This is a genomic window from Avibacterium sp. 21-586 (genome assembly GCF_026226775.1).
Taxonomy (GTDB): domain Bacteria; phylum Pseudomonadota; class Gammaproteobacteria; order Enterobacterales; family Pasteurellaceae; genus Avibacterium.
The window spans coordinates 825380-847102 of the sequence record NZ_JAKKOD010000001.1 but is presented as its reverse complement, the minus strand read 5'-3'; the positions used below and the strand labels follow the sequence as shown (position 1 = coordinate 847102).

The 21723-nt window shown below is 39.1% G+C and carries 13 protein-coding genes, 1 tRNA gene and 3 pseudogenes; 13 read left to right on the top strand and 4 right to left on the bottom strand.

What is annotated here, in order from left to right; translation table 11 throughout:
- Positions 1-18 precede the first annotated feature (18 nt).
- From L5B71_RS03800 to L5B71_RS03760, 9 genes are all read left to right on the top strand, one after another.
- A complete protein-coding gene (locus tag L5B71_RS03800; RefSeq protein WP_265757060.1) occupies positions 19-8124 on the top strand; it encodes an ADP-ribosyltransferase-containing protein in 8106 nt (2701 codons plus the stop codon).
- Between the two features lie 89 nt (positions 8125-8213).
- Complete coding sequence (locus L5B71_RS03795; RefSeq protein WP_265757059.1) at positions 8214-8561, top strand: hypothetical protein; 348 nt, start codon at positions 8214-8216, stop codon at positions 8559-8561.
- Between the two features lie 522 nt (positions 8562-9083).
- A complete protein-coding gene (locus tag L5B71_RS03790; protein WP_265757058.1) occupies positions 9084-9926 on the top strand; it encodes a phage antirepressor N-terminal domain-containing protein in 843 nt (280 codons plus the stop codon).
- A gap of 98 nt (positions 9927-10024) precedes the next feature.
- Positions 10025-10180: a hypothetical protein gene (locus tag L5B71_RS03785; RefSeq protein ID WP_265757057.1), complete on the top strand. Its 156-nt coding sequence runs from the start codon at positions 10025-10027 to the stop codon at positions 10178-10180.
- A 427-nt stretch (positions 10181-10607) separates the two neighbouring features.
- Positions 10608-11060, top strand: coding sequence for a DUF4822 domain-containing protein (locus L5B71_RS03780; RefSeq protein ID WP_265757056.1), 453 nt, complete (start codon positions 10608-10610; stop codon positions 11058-11060).
- A gap of 316 nt (positions 11061-11376) precedes the next feature.
- Positions 11377-11589, top strand: coding sequence for a hypothetical protein (locus tag L5B71_RS03775; protein WP_265757055.1), 213 nt, complete (start codon positions 11377-11379; stop codon positions 11587-11589).
- 3 nt (positions 11590-11592) lie between these two features.
- On the top strand, positions 11593-12459 hold the full coding sequence (locus L5B71_RS03770) for a hypothetical protein (protein WP_265757054.1): 867 nt from the start codon (positions 11593-11595) through the stop codon (positions 12457-12459).
- 8 nt (positions 12460-12467) lie between these two features.
- Positions 12468-12803 carry a hypothetical protein gene (locus L5B71_RS03765; protein WP_265757053.1) on the top strand — a complete coding sequence of 112 codons (336 nt, stop codon included), beginning with the start codon at positions 12468-12470 and terminating at the stop codon, positions 12801-12803.
- Complete coding sequence (locus L5B71_RS03760; RefSeq protein WP_265757052.1) at positions 12800-13129, top strand: hypothetical protein; 330 nt, start codon at positions 12800-12802, stop codon at positions 13127-13129. Before L5B71_RS03765 ends, L5B71_RS03760 begins: the two co-directional genes overlap by 4 nt.
- Positions 13130-13246: 117 nt before the next feature.
- Here L5B71_RS03760 and L5B71_RS03755 read toward each other — a convergent pair whose 3' ends face one another.
- The 3 genes from L5B71_RS03755 to L5B71_RS03745 form a co-directional block, all read right to left on the bottom strand.
- Positions 13247-14026 (bottom strand): tyrosine-type recombinase/integrase, encoded by a 780-nt coding sequence (locus L5B71_RS03755; RefSeq protein WP_442780739.1) that lies wholly within the window; start codon positions 14024-14026, stop codon positions 13247-13249.
- 9 nt (positions 14027-14035) lie between these two features.
- Positions 14036-14488: an integrase arm-type DNA-binding domain-containing protein gene (locus L5B71_RS03750; protein ID WP_265757050.1), complete on the bottom strand. Its 453-nt coding sequence runs from the start codon at positions 14486-14488 to the stop codon at positions 14036-14038.
- Positions 14489-14717: 229 nt separating this feature from the next.
- Positions 14718-14794, bottom strand: a tRNA-Val gene (locus L5B71_RS03745).
- 200 nt (positions 14795-14994) lie between these two features.
- On the opposite strand from L5B71_RS03745, the gene pyk reads away from it, so the two are divergent.
- From pyk to L5B71_RS03730, 3 genes and pseudogenes are all read left to right on the top strand, one after another.
- Positions 14995-16434 carry a pyruvate kinase gene (pyk, locus tag L5B71_RS03740; protein WP_265757049.1) on the top strand — a complete coding sequence of 480 codons (1440 nt, stop codon included), beginning with the start codon at positions 14995-14997 and terminating at the stop codon, positions 16432-16434.
- A 105-nt stretch (positions 16435-16539) separates the two neighbouring features.
- Positions 16540-16972 (top strand): annotated as a pseudogene (locus L5B71_RS03735) (nitroreductase family protein).
- Between the two features lie 212 nt (positions 16973-17184).
- A pseudogene (locus L5B71_RS03730) lies at positions 17185-17769 on the top strand (hypothetical protein); the annotation flags it as partial.
- Between the two features lie 318 nt (positions 17770-18087).
- Here the strand turns inward: L5B71_RS03730 and L5B71_RS03725 are convergent.
- Positions 18088-19128 carry an IS481 family transposase gene (locus L5B71_RS03725; RefSeq protein ID WP_265757047.1) on the bottom strand — a complete coding sequence of 347 codons (1041 nt, stop codon included), beginning with the start codon at positions 19126-19128 and terminating at the stop codon, positions 18088-18090.
- 364 nt (positions 19129-19492) lie between these two features.
- Between L5B71_RS03725 and cas3 the strand changes: the two are divergent.
- Positions 19493-21711 (top strand): annotated as a pseudogene (gene cas3, locus L5B71_RS03720) (CRISPR-associated helicase Cas3').
- The last annotated feature ends 12 nt before the right edge of the window (positions 21712-21723 follow it).

The window sequence follows — 21723 nt, the reverse complement described above, 5'->3', positions numbered from 1 at the left end:
ATTTAATAGGTAGTAACAATGACACAATCAACTCAATTTGACCCGCGTGCATGGGCGTTTGCCGATGAAGAAACTGCAAATAAGATGTTAGAAAACTATCGTGCCAGCAGGCAGCAGCAACCTGCTTTAGCCCCACAAAAATGGGGGCTTGGAGGAAAGCCTTCAACCTTACCCGCAGATTTTGATCCGCAAGAATGGGTATTTGGCAGAAAACTCTCAACCTTACCAGCGGATTTTGACCCACAAGAATGGGTGTTTCGTAATGTTCAAGATAAAGACGTTACAGGAATGGGAGCAAAATATGGTGAATATTTTAATGCCCAAGTAGAAAAACAACGTGCTGCACAAAAAGGGCGATTAGATCCAGTTTGGATTGACAACCAATTCCAGCATCATTTAAGTGAAATGGAAAAGTTCTATACTCTACAAGGATTTAGTCCTGCACAAATTGAGAAGATTAAAGCGGAATTTAACCAAGCATCGAATTTGGCAGAACAAGGTGCGTGGTATGAACGTGCGTGGGATCACGCCGGTGATTTAGCCAAATCTACCGCCGCAGCAACCAGTGGCTTAACGGCAGATGTTATCGGTGCATTTGCGCCAGAAAGTGAGTGGCATCGTGATTGGAAAGAAACCCGAGATGCTTATGCAAATGCCCTTTCAGATCGTGGCTTAATTGAGCTTAATCGTCAAGATCAAGAATTTGCCCAGCGTATGGCAAATGGGGAAAACGAAGCGCTAGCTAAATTCAAGTCCTTAATCAATCACCCACTTTCCACAGCCAATCAGGCTACGCAGGCAATTCCACAAGTTGCTTTGGCTGCCGCAACGGGTGGCTTGGGTTTAGGTGCGGTCAATATGGCCTCTAGTGCAGGTTCATATCGTGAAGAAATTCGCAATGCGTGGAAAAACCTCTCGCCAGAGCAAGCAATTCAAATGCCACAAATACGCCAAAGAATGGCACAAGGAATGACCTTGGAACAAGCTATTGAAGATGCGTCCACGGACTTATCGGATAATTTGGCGGGAATTGGGCGTGCAGCGGTGATTGGTGGGATTGATGCGATTAGTCCACTTGGAAAATTAGGCAAAGGCGTAAATAGCGGTATGCTCAAAACCTTTGGCAAAGAAGTGACAAAAGAGGCAGCGCAAGAAGCGGTAGAGCAAGCCAACCAAAACTATGGCGTAGGACAAATTGACGGCAAAACCCAACTAATGGATGACGTGCAAGCAAGTGCAGTGGCTGGGGCAGTATTAGGTGTGCCAACAGGGGCGATTTCTGGCTATGATGCCTATCGTAACGACAGCCAAGCAAAACGCCACAGAGAAGCATTACAAAATGCAGTGGAAGTAGAAGGTGAAAATGCAGAACCTACACCAAAACAAATTAAAAAGTCCGCACAACAGTTTGATGAAAATGTTTTAGATGAAACATTGAGCGTCATTGAAGATGAACAACTTCGTGAAGATTATAAAAAAGAACTTGAAAATGACATTAAAGACGGTTTAATTGCCGAGCGTGCAAAAGAAAATTCTACCTATGGTAAATTAGCCAAAGCCTATTTACAAGCCACTAATCCGCAACAGAATGTTGAAACTGAGCAAGTTGCGACAAGTCAGCCAGAAGCTAAAGCTGAAACGGAAGGGCTAACCCAAGAACAGCTTGATAAACAACGTGCGGCTAATTTAAGAAGCCGAATGGAACGCTGGCTAAATGAAGAAAAGGTCGATGATATTAGCGATATTATCAGCACGCCAATGACCTTTACCAACGACAAAGCTAAAGTTACCTTTGCTACGCGTTCTGCGTTTGGTGAAATTCAGCGTTTAGCTGAGCGTAATGGTATTGATCCAAACGATGGCAATGCGATCCGTGAATGGATTGAAAAGGACAACGATCCGCATATCACCATCACCGCAGAAGATATTGATAATGCTCAAGTACAAGATAACGCACAATCAAGTGTAGAAGCACAACCCTATGCACAAGATAATGGGGATTTGGCAGCACAAACTCGCTATTCTCGCTCGCCAATAAAATCAGTGGAAGCGAATATCAAGCGTGGCCGTGAAGCTATGACGAAAGCGATTGTGGAAAGAGCTGATGTTAAGCGAGGAATGTATAACAATCGCTTTGGTTGGATAGATTTTGTGTGGGGTGATGACGGATTAACAAAACCGCGTAATAAAAAAGGAGAACCAGTAGGAAAAGGATTAGCGCACATCTTTGAGGCGAGAGCAAGAAAGGACAATATGAGTTACGAGCAAGTGACTGATATGCTTGTAAATAACATTACTGAAACAATCGCTAAAGGTTATCCACAAACACATTCCGACAATAAACTGGTTTTAAATTATCGAAACCCAAAAGAAAGCAATGGTCATCAAGTAGTTTTAACAAAGAAACGAGGTGGTAATGGTTGGGTTTTAACTGCCTATGAACGCTATACACCATTTGAAAATCCAGTTGAACATAATGTAGGTGACGATACATTTACGCCTACGCATAGCTTGCCTACACGATCGCGTCAAACTATGGGAGCTGGATCTCAATTATCAACTGATGGACAAGTAGGAAGTAACGATCCTATCCAGCCTACGCATACCTTGCCTACACGTCAGCGTCAAGATATGGGAGCAGTCGGTACAGATACTGTACAACAAATCACCACTCAAAGCAACAACCAGCCTCATATTGATTCTGCGAATATTGAACAAGATCGCCAGTTTTTACAAAAAATATTGGGCGATGCAGCCAGCCAGATTGAATTGGTGAGCCGTGTTGCTTTACAGGGCAATAAGCAAAATGCAGAAGGTTTTTTTGAAAATGGTAAGGCGCATCTTGTTACGGACAATATCAAGGGTGATGACGTATTTAGCCGTGAAGATCGCCTTGCCTGGGTAGCTTGGCACGAATTGGGGCATAATGGTGTTAATGTTCGTTTTAGTGCTAATCATAAAAACCTAATGGAATTTGCTCGCACTAATCCTGTAGTGGGAACATTAAGACGCAGAATCCAACAGCGTTATGCAGATATGAATATTCATATCAATGATGATGTGGCAACGGAAGAAGCCATTGTTGAACTTTATGCAGCAAGCCAGACAAACGATTGGGCAAAGCTAGAGCAAGATTACAACCTTCGCATTCACCACAGCTGGAAAACAGGGGAAAATTCTGTCCGCACTTTTATTGAAAATGTGGTAAACAAATTACGCAAAATTGTGGGGGCAGTGCTGAAAAAAGATCTCAGTAAAGCAACGACAGCAGATATTCTTTCTTTGCTTAAACAGCTTAACCAAGATCCGCATACCGAGAATGTATCGCAAGGCAATACCCAAGAAACACGTTTTTCTCAGCGTGAGAACCAAGATCTCTCTGAACAACGTTACAATCAAGCAAAAGAAAACGGTGAAACCGAACTCACTTATTCACAATGGAAGCAAGTGCGCAGCCCTGCTTTCAAGGCTTGGTTCGGCGATTGGGAAAATGATCCAGATAACGCAAGTAAGGTTGTAAACCCAAGAACGGGAGAACCTTTGGTTGTTTATCACGGCACAACAACAAGTTTTAATGAGTTTAAAACGACAGGCGTACGAGATGCAGGTTGGTATGGAAAAGGTTTCTATGCAACTGAACTTGCAGAAAATGCAAGTGAATATTCCTATGACCACGCAGATTATTATGATCAAAGAGGGCATTTTCAAGCCAATAATGAGAGGGTTGCTGTTGGTGCAAATGTAATGCCATTGTATATGAATGTGCGTAATCCGCTAATTTATTACGGTGAACCAAGTGAGTTTGGTGAGCGAGAGATGGAAATTAAGCGCAATAAAAATGATGGTGTGTTCAAATATAATGGAGAAACTCTTGAAGAAATTATGGTGCTTTCACCAAATCAAGTTAAATCTGCTGTTGGGAATAATGGCGAGTTTTCGACAGAAAATGACGATATTCGCTATTCTCTCCGCCCAACTAATCGTCCAAAATCTGAAAGCCTTGAGAAGTTACGCCAAGCGAAACCAATTCAAATTTCAGGCAAGGATATTGAGCCAAGTGATGATATTCGTCAGTATCGTAAAAATGCTTTTGAATATGGCAAAGCATTACGTGGAAGTTATATCAATGCAGATACAGGACGTAAGATAAATTTAGGACGTAATGGAATAACAGAAGTTTTACATCACGATGTAAGTAACCCAGAACATTTACAGAGCATTGCAGCTATTCCGCAAATTATTGAAGATGCGATCTATGTTGATACTTTGCCAAATGAGGATAAAGCTAAACATCCAGATATTACAAGCTATGATTATTATGTGGCAGGCTTAAATATTGGTGGCGGTGATTACACGGTGAGAGCTGTTGTCGCAAACTCCACAACAGGGGAAAAATATTATGATCATAAATTATCAGAGATAGAAAAAGGCGATCTTTTGGAAATGACCTCTCGCTTATCTAGTGCGGAGATTTCCAATCAATCGCCTATTGACCTTGATGATAAACGCCTTTTACAAATCTTGCAAGATAAAAGTGAAGATAAAAGTGCGGTAGAAAACCAAAATTTATCTGAGCAGCGTTATAACCAAGAAAAAGAGAATGGGGAAACTGAGCTTACATACCAACAGTGGAAACAAGTTCGATCTTCAGAATTTAAGGCTTGGTTTGGTGACTGGGAAAATGATCCAGATAACGCAAGTAAGATTGTAAACCCAAGAACGGGAGAACCTTTAGTTGTTTATCATTCAACTAACCACGAATTTAACATTTTTGAACGCGATAGACTCGGACACTATACATATCAAAACGCAAGTGATTTATTTTATGGTATGACAGCTGGAGTTGGACATTGGTTTAACTCTCAAAACCTAAGTAAAACGATTGGTTATGGTAAATATAGTGTACCTGCTTTTTTAAATATTCGATCTCCTAAAGAATTTTATTCAGTTGGTGATTTGGCAGATGATATTAGATATTCAGATCTTGTATCAGATGACAAAGAAGATTTCAGTGATTTTGATGATAAGGAAGAAATTAACAATATTCTTAATGAATATGTTGATACTTTGAAACATAATCATTATTCGGATGGATTAATTATAAATGATGAAGAATTTGGTGAAGAATCTTACGTTGTATTTGATGCCAACCAAATTAAATCAGCCACAGAAAACAATGGTGATTTTTCTACTGAGAATGATGATATTCGTTATTCCAACCGCCAGTCCGTAGATGATTTAGTCAAAACAGGGAAAGCGAAAGCAGAACCGGGGTTATTTGACGATCTCAAAGCTAAAGACTGGGAAGGCTTTAAAAAACGCATAAATAGGGCCACGAGTAAACTAGATGAATGGTTTGCGGATAGCTTACGCCCTGTGAATGATTGGATTGATGAGATAAAAGGCATTGTGCCAGAACATATTGCAGAGCAGTTAAAAGGCGATATGTATCGTGCGAAAGGCGTGAGAGATGCGCTTAATTCTGAACTAGAACAAGCCTATCTCAAACCGTTATTGCGAAAACTGGCAGAAATTGCAAGCAAAGAAGGGCCATCAGGCAATAAAAGCAATGAGCTTGATGTGAAACGCTTAGTTGGTTTTTGGCTTTCTGCGCGTTATTCCATTGAACGAAATCAGCGCTATTTAGTCGATGAGAAAAAGAAAATGGAAGACGCAGAAGAGGCGTTGCACGAAGCGGAAGCACAAGATGATCCAGTGGCACTCGACAAAGCAAGAGATGCCTATCGCAGAGCGGAACGCCAATACCGTTACCGCAAAGCGGATGTAGAAAGCACCAACTTTGGTAGCAATGTGGAGAAAGACTTTAAGGTGGGAACCGCTGGCGGATTTTCAATTCCACACGCGCGTGCTTTAATGAAACGCATTGAAACCTATGTTTCACGCAAGGATTTAGAAAGTGTGGCAGAATTGGTTTATGACTTAAACCAAGCTCGTTTGCTTATCGATCTTAATTCAGGGCGTTTTACACAAGAGGCCTATGATGAGTATAAGAAAGATCGCCACTATGTGCCATTAACAGGCGACCCAAAAGCTGATGACGGCTTTGATTTCATCGGCGGTGCGGGACAAAACGCGCTTAATATCGCTAAGGATAAAGCACATAAAGGCCGTAAAACATCAGAAGCAGAAGATGCTATTGATGCCACCTGGAAAGCCGTGGGAAAAACGACTGCTTATGCAGGAATGGTGGATTTCAAAAATCGCCTTGATGAAATCTATGAAAATGAGTTTCATCGCTTGCGAGAGGAAGGCTTTTCTGAACGCTCTGCCAAAAAGCAAATAGAGAAAACCCTTGGCATTAGCAAGAAAAAAATGCAAGGTACCACGCGGACAAGTGATAATGTTCTCATTCGCAAACAAGGGCATAGCTATTATGAATATCATTTGCCAGATGATGTGATTCGCGCATTGAAAAGAGATAATGTGGAACAAGTGCATGCGTTACTTAGACTTGTGAGCAAACCAACAGGTTGGTATGCTCGGGGTGTAACTCAATGGACGCTTACCTTTTCTCCGCAAAATATGTTGCGAGATACCTGGGAAAAATCTGAATTTATCCGTGTGCAGAAACTTTACCGCAATGGTAAGAAGGTGGACGATGCAACAATGGATAGAATCGGACGTGGGTTGCTAAAATATGCCTTTTCCGATAAAGGACTATGGACAGCAACAAAACGTTTTGGTTTTGGACAAGCCCTGCGTGAAGATGTGGAAGATGAAAGTTTATTGAAACGCTTGCTTGAATTAGGCGGAGTGTCCACTTACAGCACTTATCTTGCGCGTACGGAAAAAGATTTAGTCAAAAAAGTGAAAGCGGAAAATTCCGGCTTAGGCAAACGCCTTGAGCAAGTCGGCTCGATACTAGAAGGCTATAACAAAACCTTTGATACGGTATCTTCTTTGGCAGCGTTTAAATCTTTGATCAAAAATGGCATTGATGAAAAACAAGCGGCAGCTATTACGCTGGAACTAACCAACTTCCGCAAGCAAGGTTCGGCAATGGCGCCAATTAAAGCGTTGTATATGTTCTCTCAACCTACGGCAATGGGAGCAAGAAATCTCTATAAATTTCTTTCTCATCCAAAAGGCAGAAATCGATTTTTTGCTTATATGGCAGTGATGATGCCATTTTACTTTGCCTTGCGTGCTTTTGATGATGAAGATGAAGGCGGAAACAAAATGGATCAGCTTGGTGATATTTCTCGCTATATCCCAATTCCAGATGGATTAGGCAAATACATTAAACTTCCCGTTGGTTTTGGTATGCCACAAATGGCGTGGAATTTCTCCGTGAATTTAGTGAAAGCGTTTGCGGGAGATATTTCTAGCAGTGAAGCAGCGGTGAATATGCTGGTTCACACAATGAAAACCTTTGCGCCAATTTCACCCAGTGAGATTTCCGCCGCCAAATATCCGCTGGAAAAAGTAGCAATGACCGCAACGCCAACGATTTTGCAGCCATTAATGCAAATTGCCTTAAACCGTAACGCATTTGGCAGCCAAATCACCACAAACTTTGTGCGAGATGATAAGCTGAAAGCAGAGCAAGCCAAATCAACCACCGCACAATTTTGGAAAGATGTGGCACTGCAAGTTCACGATGTTTTCGGTATTGATGCTCACCCCGAACAAATTAAAAATCTGTTTGATGGATATGGCTCAATTTTCGGATCACTCAAAGAAGTACAAACGATTTTTGTGGAAAATCCGAACCGAGAATTATTGGGGCGCAATAAACGCACGCCATTTTTCAATCAGCTTTATGGGGCAGGCAATGAGTTCTCTATTATGAGCCGCTATTATGAGGCAAGTGATGAGGCCCAAAGCCTGTTTAAAGAGTATGAAAGCCGTAAAGCACGCGGCAAGTTAGACGGCTGGCTCACTCCGCAGAAGCGAGCGATGATCCAATTTCATCAAATCGACAAAAAACGAATGGCGGAACTGCGAGCGGAAAAATCCAAACTCACCCGAGATTTACACAAGGGCAGATTAACTCCGGCAGGTTATGAAGCGAGATTGAAACTTTATAATCAAAAAATGGATAAACTCCAACGCATTCTGCTTAAACGCTGGCGTGAGATGAATGGCCTAAATACGCACTAAAAAAACCACCGCACTTTGATGATTTAGAACATTGTCAAAAGTGCGGCTATTTTGTATGCTTAAATTTCTTTTATTTGCTGGGAGATTTTATGAAAAAAGTAATTTTTGTTTTAGCAGTGATGTTTTCTGCAGGTGTAGCTAAAGCGGAATTTATTGATTCGGTTTTGACTGATGGCAAAGGGACTCTTTCAATTTGTGAAGATAAAATGTTGGGATTTATGAGTTCGTGTGAAAGAGAGCAAGTAAATATTCCGAGTTATATAGATGTAGATGAAATTATTGATTTTGCTTATCTTGGTAAAAATAAAGGGTATGGTGCAAAGTTTGATGTGGCTGAAATTCAGTATAATCCAAAGAAGAAAACGTGCACCTTAAAATATCCTTATAATGGTGGGATTGCCACAATCTTTGTTTCTAGATGTATTAAAAGAAATTAGATTGTTTTGTGATTAAAACCCCATCCTACAAGGAGGAATAAAATGATGAAGAAAATGACCGCTGCCGAAATGAAAAAACAAGCAGCCCAAAAGTTTAAAAAAGCGTATCAACAAGCGAAAAAAAATGGCGCACTAAAAGAAATTTCAGAATAACCCCCTTAGTACAATTACCCCTAGCAGTGAAAATTGGTAGGGTTTTTTCATTTGACAACCCAAATTTATTTCACTATTATTAATCTCATAGGTGTCGAAACCTTACAGCGGTCAGTTCCGCAAGACCTAAATCCATTGCGGTTTTTTTGTATCTAAATTTTGGTGTTTCTCCTTTTTCTCAGCCAAGTTTGGACAAAAATGGTAATTTCAATCTATGATCGAGTGGGTGAGGAATACAATACCCGAGAGGGGAATAACTCCAGCCTGCTGTAGGCTTTCGAACCACTCGATCGCCAATTTCAAAAGGTATTCGTGTTATAAGAACACCTTAAATTGGTTAGCAAAATTTCGAAAATTACAGAGGCTACTATGTCAAATCAAACTCAACTTCAAACAATCCAATTTTACAACCGCACTTTAACTACATTTGAACAAAGCGGCATTCATTACGTTGCAATGAAACCAATCTGCGAAAACATTGGTTTAGCGTGGAATGCTCAATATGAAAGAATTAAACGCGATGAAGTTCTTTCTCAAGGTATGATCGTGATGATCACACCTACAAATGGCGGAGAACAAGAGATGATCTGCCTCCCAATCCAATACCTAAACGGCTGGCTATTTGGCATTGATGTAAAACGCGTGAAACCTGAAATCAGAGAAACACTCATCACCTACAAAAGAGAATGTTATCAAGCGTTGTTTGATTATTGGAATAAAAGCAAAGCGGAAAGATCGAAAGAGAGATCGCAAACCACAGTTGACGATCGCACTGGTTTACGCGATGCAGTCAATATGCTTGTGAGCAAAAAAGGTTTAATTTACTCTGATGCCTATCAACTTATTCACCAGCGTTTCAACGTCAATCACATTGATGAGCTAACAAAAGAGCAACTACCGCAAGCGGTGGAATATGCTCACAAAATTATCTTAGAAGGTGAATTGATTATTCCAGAAAAACAAGAATATATTTCCATTGGGCTTAATACCGCTCAAGCCTTAGTGAAATTTCATCGTCTCGCGATCGCCAAAGCCCAAAAAGCGGAAACAGCATTGCGAAAAATTCACCAAATAATGGGCTATGAGCCTTACGTCCGCAATGATTTAGCGGCAGGGCTTTTTGACATTCACCACGAATTTACGGTTTGGCTCAATGATTTTGAACAAGCAGTAACCGCAGCCACAATGCCAAAATTAGGCTATGTGAAATAAATTTCACAAAAAAATTACCGCACTTTGATGATTTAGAACATTGTCAAAAGTGCGGTGATTTTGTATGCCTAAATTTCTTTTGTTTACTGGGAGATTTTATGAAAAAAGTAATTTTTGTTTTAGCCGTGATGTTTTCTGCAGGTGTAGCTAAAGCGGAATTTATTGATTCGGTTTTGACTGATAGCAAAGGGACTCTTTCAATTTGTGAAGATAAAATGTTTGGATTTATGAGTCGTGTGAAAAAGAGCAAGTAAATATTCCGAGTTATATAGATGTAGATGAAATTATTGATTTTGCTTATCTTGGTAAAAATAAAGGGTATGGTGCAAAGTTTGATGTGGCTGAAATTCAGTATAATCCAAAGAAGAAAACGTGTACCTTAAAATATCCTTATAAAGGTGGGATTGCCACAATCTTTGTTTCTAGATGTATTAAAATAAATTAATTGGAGCTGTATCATTTGGTAACATTATATTAGCAAAATGTAAAAAACTCTTCTTGGTTGTCTTTCATTACAAAAAAAGGGATTTTTACTAAGTGAATATCATCTTGCTCAAGGGGCTGAACTAACGTTCTTGAATGAGAATAAAACTATTGATTGATATAATCACAACCTATATACTAATAATATCGTTAATTCTTATGATTGATTAATCTACTCATTTACTATAAGAGGTACCAATGAAAAAACTTATGTCTCCCCTTATTCTTATCCCAATGATATGTATTGGGTTGTTTGCTTGCAGTATTAGCTCTAAAAATAACCTTAATAACTATGAACAAATCATGGTAGGAAAAGTATGGGAAACTACAGCAGCATTGGATCAGAATAAAAGTACTATTGATCCCCAAAATGAAAAAGTAGCTAATTTTTTTGGATTGGCTGAATACTATCCAAATAAAACATTCAAAATTACCACCTTTGAAGGCAAACCAAAAATGAAAGGTGATTGGTCATTTAGTGAAGATGGCAAAACTCGTTCATTGACAGCTAAAAATGATAAAGGAGAAGTAATGTTTGTTCGTGTAGTAGAAAATGTTACAGTAACACCAGACGAGTACACCTATCGAATTTATCCAATGAAGGGTGACAAGAATGTTTATTTTGATATTGTACATAAAGTAAAAAAATAAAAAAGTATAGAAAATTAACTTAGATTGTTGAAAAAACAACTGAACAAGCCCTAGAAAAAGCAAAAGGATACGTTCACGCCAAAAGCCGCTTGCAGAAAACCGCAAGCGGCTTTTGGCGTGCTTATTAGGCTAGATTGTGTGAGATGAGATAGTGTTTAAATTTACTTTTCATAGTGTTGCTCCTTTGTTGTTTAGGTGCTAGCACTATAAAAAACTTTGTAAATGATGGCGATCAGCTAGATAAATTTTCTCGATCGTGATCGCAAAATTAAGCCGCTCTATTTTGAGCGGTTTTTTATTACCCAAAAGGAGGGCTATGGCAAATCAATTTAAACCTATCATCGATCAATTAAAAGATCAATCAGACAAAGACGGCAGCAAAGAGCTGCTGTACCAAGAATATAAAAAATACACCGCACCTCAACTGACTTCATTGCGAGATGAATATGTTAAGGAAATTATCCACCAGATGATGGAATACAAGGAAAAAGCCGAGTATCTCTATCTTCATCACTTTAATGAGAACTAAATTATGGCAGACAGTTCCTATCTCGATATGCTTACCGGTGATGATATTGATTGCACTGAAGCAATTAAGAAGATCGAAGGTATTGATGACGCTGGAAAGCTGACAAATGGTTCAGCAAAGGCACGAGCGATTGCCATGGCTGATTATGCTTGTAAATATTTCAAAGCAGTAAATCAAAATGCAAGAGCTAATATGATTATTGCGTTAATTCAGCAAGCGGCATCTTTTTATTTTGCCGATAAGCAACACGATGTAGCAAAGCAAGCACAAAATCGTTTTGATGAAATTTGGAATAACCAACGTGATAAGGGAGATAAGCTCTTTAATCACTGGTATGACAATAGCAGACCGATTGAAGTGGCGATGCTCAATGAAGCAAGAGCAAGAGAGCAGGCAGGTTATCCCGTTGATTATGATACAGCGAAAAATCGTGCTGTTGTGACTGCTCGCAACGAATATTCTTACGCTCGCCAAAAAATAGAAAGAGAAATGAATGTGCATTGTGTGGGAGCAAGAAGAACCGCCTTACGCCAACTTCATATTGCAGAGGCGAAAGCCGCTGTATTGGCAACGAACCAAGCTATTCGTATTGAAGAAGAGCGCAAACATCAACGAGAAAGCCAGTACCGTGAAGAAGTGTATAAATGGAATGGTTTATTTCAAGGACGGGTGGGCGATAGCCTTAATTCTATTCGCACAGCACAACAAGCCGCTGCAGCCGCAAGTCAGATTAATCCTTATGAAGGCTGGAGTCAATCTGTGGCTGGGCTAAGTAATATTGGTGCTGCATGGGGGCGATTAAATGTTACCGATATGCACACCTTAAACGCAGGAATGATCCCAGCTTTTGCAAATAACTTATGGACATAGGAGATCAAATGAGACCAATTTTAATTAATAAAAAAGTGGCCAAAACCACGTTCCAAATTGATAACTGTACGAGCACCGAAAATATCAGTATTGAACTCACGCGTGTTGGTGGTAATGGTTCAACGATTATTTATCCAGCTTTTGAAAGCGATCAAAACCAAGTTACGTTTATGTGGGACGATGCGATTTATAAAGCCAGAAAAGGGCGTTATCAGGGAATAATTCGTATTGATGGGTGCAAACCTTTCTGCGTGCCAATTCACGTTGATAGCTGTACTTGCTCAATGGGGCGTAGTGAAAATGGTTATTTTACTTCAACAGAATGTTTAGGATGTGCAAAATGACATATAAATTCTTAAACGGCTTTACAGCAAGCCTTAATGAAAAACTTAGCACTACAGACAAGCTCTTACCCATTGCTGAAGCAAGAGCATTAGCAGAAAGACTGAATGATGATCACACTTACCTTGTCATCAATGATGGAACAGGATCAGAAATTATAAAAGCCTACCGTTTCGGCAATGAGGTGAAAATTGAACGTGGACAAGATGATACCCAAGCAAAAACTTTTCCAATGGGTGCTTGCGTAAAATGGGAATTTACCCAAAGCGCATTTAACGATCTTGGTTGCCCAACAGAAGAGAATTGCGAATCTTGTTGTTGTAAATAGTGGAGAAGGGCGATCTTATGGTCGCTTTTATATACTTAAAATAAATGACTAATTTTAGGGGGGATTTGGTTTAAAGGAGAAAGATAAGGGCTTTATCATTCACGGATCAGCTACGGATCATTTGTAGCTATATTGTCCGCAAATAATAGTGGAGAGCACAACTCCCCACCATTGCATATAGTCCTTTCGTTGGTCTAAATATTTGGCCTTATTGTAAGCACCGCGGACGCTTGAATATTCGAAGTGAGCAAGGCAAACCTCAATTATCTCTGGGTTAAATTCCGCTTCATTCATAGCTGTACTAAATACGGATCGCAATCCGTGGGCAGTTAAAGAGTTTTGGTAACCTATTCTTTTGATTGCCTTATTTGGTGTTTCTTTGCCCATATGGTCGTGGACGTTTTTTGTGCCACAAAAGACGAATTTACGATGCCCGGATATTTTTTTCATAACTTTCAAGACAGCAAGAGCTTGTGTTGAAAGTGGAGCAGTGAAATCTTGAACCTTTCCAATTCGCCCTTTCATTTTAGACTTTGGAATCTCCCATATTCCGTTTTCGAAATCTATTTCATCCCATTCCATTTGAGTTACAGTTCCGACTCTCACCGCTGTAAGTAGCATAAACTCAATGGCGCAACGAGTATCTATAGTTATTTTTGAATTATAGAGCCTATCGAAAAATAAAGGCAGTTCATCGGGTTTTATTGTTGGGTTGTTTTGTGCTACAGGTTTTATGAAAACATTGCCAATGTCTGCAACTGGATTGTATTTAATTAATGAGCGATTGACTGCGTGTATCATAATGTTATTAAGATAACCTATAACTCTATGTAACGTGTCTAATTTCCCTTCTATCTCCAGTGGCTTTAATTTGGCTATCATCAGCGGTGCAGTAATTTCATTGATTTAAGTATGCTCAATCAATGGAAAAAGATGTTTATTGATTCTTTTCACAATATCTTCATAAGTAACTTGCTTTAGTTTCCGCGCTTTGACTTCGTTTTCTTTGATCCTAAGCCAATCTTTCGTTACTGCAGCAAACGTATTTTGTTGCTGCAATAGCTTTTCCTGAGATATTTTTATATTGTGATCTTGCGGATCAATGTTCTCAGCAAGTAACTTACGATAGTTATCGCGCTTTTTCCTGGCGTCAGAAAGCGAAACTTCCGGATAAGATCCCAAACTAATTAAGGTTCTTTTTTTGGAAAATGGTTTATAATATTGGAAGCGCCATAACTTTGAGCCACTTTTTTTGATAAGCAAAAATAACCCTTGCCCATCAGCAAGGGAAACATCTTTATCTGTAGCTTTAGCATTATTGACTTGGGTTATGGTAAGTGGTTTGACAGTCCTGGACATATTGCCACCTTTTAGTATTATCTTTTTTAGTATTACATTTCAAAAATCATCTAATTTTGATGATGTAATACTAAAATCACAAACTGGTATTACCAAATATAATACTAAAACTCTTGGATAATGTTAAACCGCTTTGGATAAAATTAGACAATAAAAGCTTTAAGCGTTAAGTTATTACTTGATTTTATTGATGTTTTTGGACTTTATTGGATAGGTTTAGAGTTGATTTTGGTGCGACTAGCTGGACTCGAACCAGTGACCCCCACCATGTCAAGGTGGTGCTCTAACCAACTGAGCTATAGTCGCACTGAATAGAACGAGTAAATGATATATTGTTTTGTTTTTTATGACAAGTAAGTTTTTAATTATTCTCAATAGTTGCTTTAAAGATAAACGATTGCTTAAAAAACTTACAACTTTTTTACAATTTGTGATCTCGATCTCATTCCATTTTAATCGTATAATAGTCAGAAAATTTAGTTATATAATGATTAACGGAGTAAATAATGTCTAGAAGACTAAGAAGAACCAAGATTGTATGCACTATGGGGCCTTCTACGGACCGTGGTAACAATTTAGAAAAAATTATTGCGGCGGGTGCAAATGTAGTGAGAATGAATTTCTCGCACGGAACGCCCGAAGATCACATTGGGCGCGCACAACGTGTACGTGAAATTGCACAAAAATTAGGTAAAACAGTAGCAATTTTAGGGGATCTACAAGGGCCTAAAATCCGTGTTTCAACCTTTAAAGATGGTAAAATTTTCTTAAATGTTGGTGATAAATTTGTTTTAGACGCAGAATTACCAAAAGGTGAAGGTAATCAAGAATCTGTAGGCTTAGATTATAAAACCTTACCACAAGACGTTGTTCCTGGTGATATTTTATTATTAGATGATGGCCGAGTTCAGTTGAAAGTATTATCCACTGAAGGTGCGAAAGTATTTACCGAAGTGACGGTTGGTGGCCCTCTTTCAAATAATAAAGGGATTAACAAATTAGGTGGTGGTCTATCTGCAGATGCGTTAACTGAAAAAGACAAAGCTGACATTATCACTGCGGCACGTATTGGCGTAGATTACTTAGCGGTGTCTTTCCCTCGCTCAAGTGCAGATTTAAACTATGCACGTCAATTAGCGGAAGAAGCAGGACTTAAAGCGAAAATTGTCGCGAAAGTAGAACGTGCTGAAACCGTAATGAGCGATGAAGCAATGGACGATATTATTCTTGCTTCTGATGTAATTATGGTGGCGCGTGGTGATTTAGGGGTTGAAATTGGCGATCCTGAATTAGTGGGTGTACAGAAAAAATTAATCCGTCGTTCACGTCAATTAAACCGTGTGGTCATCACGGCAACACAAATGATGGAATCAATGATCAGCAACCCAATGCCAACGCGTGCGGAAGTAATGGACGTAGCGAATGCAGTATTGGACGGTACAGATGCAGTAATGCTTTCAGCGGAAACCGCAGCTGGTCAATACCCTGCTGAAACAGTGGCAGCGATGGCGAAAGTATGTTTAGGCGCAGAAAAAATGCCTAGCGTAAATGTTTCACGCCACCGTGTCGATCGCACTTTTGAAACGATTGAAGAAGCGGTTGCGATGTCTGCAATGTTCGCGGCGAACCATATGAAAGGCGTTGCAGCAATTATTGCAATGACAAACAGCGGTCATACTGCGAAATTGATGTCACGTATTAGCTCTGGTTTACCAATTTTTGCATTATCTCGCCACCAAGAAACGTTAAATCTTTGTGCATTATATCGTGGTGTTGTTCCAGTTCATTTCGATCAGGAAAGCCGCACGATAGAGGGCTTGAAGGCTGCAATTCAATTGTTGAAAGATAAAGGCTATTTAGTCACTGGTGATCTTGTCTTATTAACGCAAGGTGATCTTTTAACCTCTGGCGGAACAAATACTTGTCGCACATTAGTTGTTGAATAATCTGATTTTTAGCCAAAACTTAGATTGAAAAAGAAAAGTTACCTATCAAAAATGGGTAACTTTTTTATTTAATACTTATCAATTTAATCAGAATAGGATTTTTTTATTTTTCGTGCTGCAACACGTTATTACGATCAAAATAAAAAAGTGAGCTGTGAGGATTTTGATTATATTTTAGAGCTTGCTCGTTTATTACCAAGTTCGATCGGTGCTGAGTCTGAGCATTTTTTAATCATTCAAAATCCTGAATTATGCGAGAAACTTAAAGCTATAAGGTGGGGAATAGCAACACAACTTGATGAAGCGAGTTGTGTTGTAGCTATTTTAGCAAAGAAAAATGCACGTTATGTTCAGCATTTTTTTATAGTTGTCCAATTGAGAGATTTTAGTATGAGCCTGTTAATCAGCAGCTTAAGAGGGGATTTTCAATTCTGATGAATGGAGTGTTTGTGTGATTGTTACTTTCGGTTACAGAGCAAAAGAAATTAGAAAGAAGTCAAGAAGACAAATTGAGGAATTAGTTACTTGGATTGATTGAACTTATTCATATTAGATCGATCTATATTTACATAAAGTGGCGTTATTTTAATAGATGAGTTATTTGTCAAATGATTATGATTGTCTATTTTCATATTTAAGTAAAAAAATGTAAATATAGGTTTATTTTTATGTCTTTTTGTTACAAACTATATAGGCAAACAATAAGTTTGTAGATTATCATTACAAAACTATTTAGGATTAGGAGAAACAATGAAAAAATCATCATTAGCTTTATTAGTATTAGGAACAAGTTTAGCCGTAACAGGGTGTTTCGATAAAGATAGTAAAGTTCAAGAGCAAGTAGAAAGTGCAAAATCTAGCGTAGTTGAAGCGAAAGATTCAGTTGTGCAGGCTGCTTCTGATGTAAAAGATGCAGTTGTTGAAAAAGCAACTGATATGAAAGATGCAGTAGCTGCAAAAGTATCTGATGCTAAAGATGCAATGGCTGATGCCAAAGATGCGGTAGTTGAAAAAGCAACTGAGTTTAAAAATGCGGTAGCAGACAAAGCTGAGCAGGTTAAAGATGCTACATCAGATAAAGTAGCTGAAGCTAAGAATGCCGCTGTAGAAGCTAAAGATGCAGCTGCTGATAAAATGGCAGAAGTAAAAGATGCTGTAGCGGATAAAGCTGAGCAAGTTAAAGATGCAGCATCAGATAAAGTTACTGAAGCTAAGAATGCAGCTGCAGAAGCTAAAGATGCAGCTGCTGATAAAATGGCGGAAGTAAAAGATGCTGTAGCGGATAAAGCTGAGCAAGTTAAAGATGCAGCATCAGATAAAGTTACTGAAGCTAAGAATGCAGCTGAAGAAGCTAAAGATGCTGCTGCTGACAAAATGACTGAAGTTAAAAATGCGGTAGCAGATAAAGCAGAGCAGGTTAAAGATGCAGCATCAGATAAAGTTGCTGAAGCAAAAGATGCTGCAACAGATGCGAAAAATGCAGTAGCTGAGAAAGCAGCAGAGGCAAAAGATGCCATTTCCGAGAAGGCTACAGAATTAAAAGAGGCTGTAAAATCTGAATAGCTTTATATGTAGAAGATCAGATCGTGTTTGATCTGTAGAAGATCAAACCTAATCTGACAGTCCCCCGTTTAAAATGATGGGTCTGTCAGATTAATTTGAGCCTAAATTCTTTTCTGCCCAAATACATTTTCCATCAAGTAATGTTTCCATTGGTGTTCTACCACAGCACATTTTGCCTTGATGAGTTCGATGAAGATTATAATACACTAACCATTCATCTAAATCAGCTTGCAGTTGAGCTAAATCTGTATAAATGTGCTTTCTAAAAGCCACTTGATAAAACTCTTGCAAGATAGTCTTATGAAAACGCTCACAGATGCCATTTGTCTGTGGGTGTTTTACTTTAGTTTTTGTATGCTCAATATCATTAATCACTAAGTACAGCTCGTAATCATGATTTTCGACCTTGCCACAATACTCGCTTCCCCTATCCGTTAAAATTCGCAACATTGGTAAGCCTTGTGACACAAAGAACGGTAACACTTTATCATTTAACATATCCGCAGCAGCAATTGCTGTTTTCATCGTGTAGAGCTTCGCAAAAGCAACCTTGCTATAAGTATCAACAAACGTTTGCTGATAAATACGTCCCACGCCTTTTAAATTGCCTACATAAAAGGTATCTTGTGAGCCTAAATAGCCAGGGTGAGCCGTCTCAATTTCACCACATGCAATATCATCGTCTTTTTTACGTTCTAAAGCTTGAACTTGGCTTTCACTCAGGATAATACCTTTTTCAGCAACTTCTTTTTCGAGAGCATTTAAACGCTGTTTAAAGTTAGCAAGATTATGGCGTAGCCAAATAGAACGAACACCACCAGCAGATACAAAAATACCTTGCTTACGAAGTTCATTGCTCACACGAACCTGTCCATACGCGGGGAAATCAAGAGCAAATTTTACGACTGCTTGCTCAACTTTTTCCTCTACTCGATTTTTGATGTTCGGTACTCGACGAGTTTGATTCAGTAACGTATCAACACCGCCTTGTTCTACAGCTTGTTGATAACGGTAGAACGTATCCCGGCTCATTCCCATCGTTTTGCAAGCTTGAGATATGTTTCCAAGTTCTTCCGCTAAATTAAGTAAACCAGTCTTGTGTTTAATGAGAGGATTGTTAGAATAAAACATGAGAGTTTCCTTTTTTGTTTAGATTGAATTTTAGACACTCATATTCTAAACGGGAAACTCTCATTTTTATAATGATTTGTCAGATCAAGTCTGATCTTCTACAGTTTATTATTATACCTCTCATCATATGATTTTGGGGCGTTGTCTGCCTCTGGTTTAAGATCAGTATCAAGTACTATTCTGAAATAATAAAAAAGGGGCTTATCCAATACAGTCCCTATTTTTTTATTCTAACTTGAATGACTTTTTCTTATTGGGGTCTTTTATGTGAAATGTATCACAAAATTTCGTTTTACCGATTGAAAGATAATGGGATTTTTATATACTTCCGTCTAATGATGGGTATTTTGAAGCGATAGCGTTTATGGTTTTTTTCGCACATTCAACAGAAGATCCGACAGAAAAAGATTGGCAGTTGTTGCGTGATCATTTGATCAATGTTGCGAAAATGGCAGCTAATTTTGCGCAATATTTTGGTGCTCAAGAGATTGCATATCATACGGGATTACTACACGATTTTGGTAAGTATAGTGAGCCATATCAGTCGCGTTTGCGTGGTGGGCCGCGGGTTGATCATTCAACAGCAGGGGCAAAATTAGCCGTAGAAAAATACCCTCAACTCGGTTGGCTGATGGCATTTTGTATTGCAGGGCATCACGCTGGGTTAGCAAATGGTTCGCGAGAAGGGGATTTAACAACCTTAGCTCACCGCTTAGAAAATATCATTCCTGCTTTAGATAAGGCTTGGCAAGATGAAATTCCGTTAGCCGATAAACTTTCTTTTCCTGCTATCACGCCGTCGAAAACAGAGCAATTTTTCTCTTTGTCTTTTTTTACCCGAATGCTTTATTCTTGTTTGGTCGATGCGGATTTTTTAGAGACAGAAGCTTTTTATGCCAAAGGGCAAAATGTTTCCGTTGAACGGGGTAATTATCCAGATCTTATTACCTTACAGGATCATTTCAATCAATTTATTCAGTCAAAATTTAGACAATCTTCAGCTAATCAGAAAGCTTCTTCGCTGACTCAACTGCGTAGTCAGATTTTTGATTATGCTGTACAACAAGCCTCACTACCACCTGGACTCTTTACTTTAACCGTGCCAACTGGTGGTGGAAAAACTTTTACGTCAATGGCATTTGCTCTTGAGCACGCTAAGATTCATCAACTTCGCCGTATTATTTATGTGATTCCTTTTACAAGTATTATTGAGCAAAATGCTGCACAATTTCGTCAAGCATTTGGTGATCTTGGTGAGAAAGCGGTGTTAGAGCATCATAGTACCTTTGATGATGGAAAATTGACGGATAAACATAGCAAAGATAAATTGCGCTTAGCTTCTGAAAATTGGGATATGCCTGTTATCGTAACCACAGCGGTGCAATTTTTTGAATCTTTATTTGCAAATCGTTCATCTCGTTGCCGTAAGTTACATAATATTACGGGAAGTGTGATTATTTTAGATGAAGCACAAATGTTACCGCTCAATTTATTACGTCCGATTATGGCAGCCATTGATGAACTTGCGCGTAATTATCGCTGTTCGGTGGTAATGTGTACCGCAACTCAACCAGCGATCCATCAGCAACACGGTTTCTATAAAGGGTTTGAGAATTTACGCGAAATTGCGCCAAATCCTGAGCGATTATTTCAACGATTGGCGCGTACCACTGTACAGCATATTGATGAACAAAAAGATGAGTCTTTACTCAATTATTTAACTGAAAACCCACAAATTCTGATTATTGTCAATAATCGCAAGCACACGCAGCATTTGTATCATTTAGCGAAATTCCTGGAGGGATGTTTTCATCTTTCCACCTTGATGTGTGCTAAACACCGTACGCAAATACTTGATGAGATTCGTCATTGCTTGAAAGAAGGTAAACCTTGTCGGGTGATTTCAACATCCTTAATAGAGGCTGGTGTGGATGTCGATTTCCCGCTGGTAATGCGTGCGGAAGCAGGCTTAGATTCTGTTGCTCAAGCTGCAGGACGTTGTAATCGCGAGGGTAAACGGGCGCAGAGCGAAAGTTTAGTCTGTATTTTTAAGCCTGAAGAGCAGTGGAAGCCGCCAGCGGAGTTAAACGTACTTTCGGCCTGTATGCGCTCAGTTGTACGCTCGCATCAGTCTGATTTACTGGCACCAGATGCTATTTTAAATTATTTCAAGCAGGTTTATGCTTCAAAGGGGAGTGAACTAGATAAAGCAGGTATTTTAGCAGATTGCCATAATGCAAGGCTAAATTTCCCTTTTGAAACCATGGCGAAGAAATTTCAAATGATTCAAAGCCATCTTGTGCCTTTGATTATTCCTTTTAATGAAGAGGCCGAAAAACTTATCGATATCCTGCAAAATGCCGAACAAATTGGGGGGTTTTACGCAAGTTGCAACCCTATACGATCCAAATTTCTGAGAAAATTTTGACCGCACTTTATCAGCGTGGCGCGGTTGATTTAATCAATAGAGAGCGTTTCGGTGAACAATTTTATTATTTGATTAATCGGGATTTATATAGCGAACATTCTGGATTAAATTGGGATACGCCAGAATTTATTGCTGCGGAAAATTGTGCTTGGTAAGTTGTCATAGCA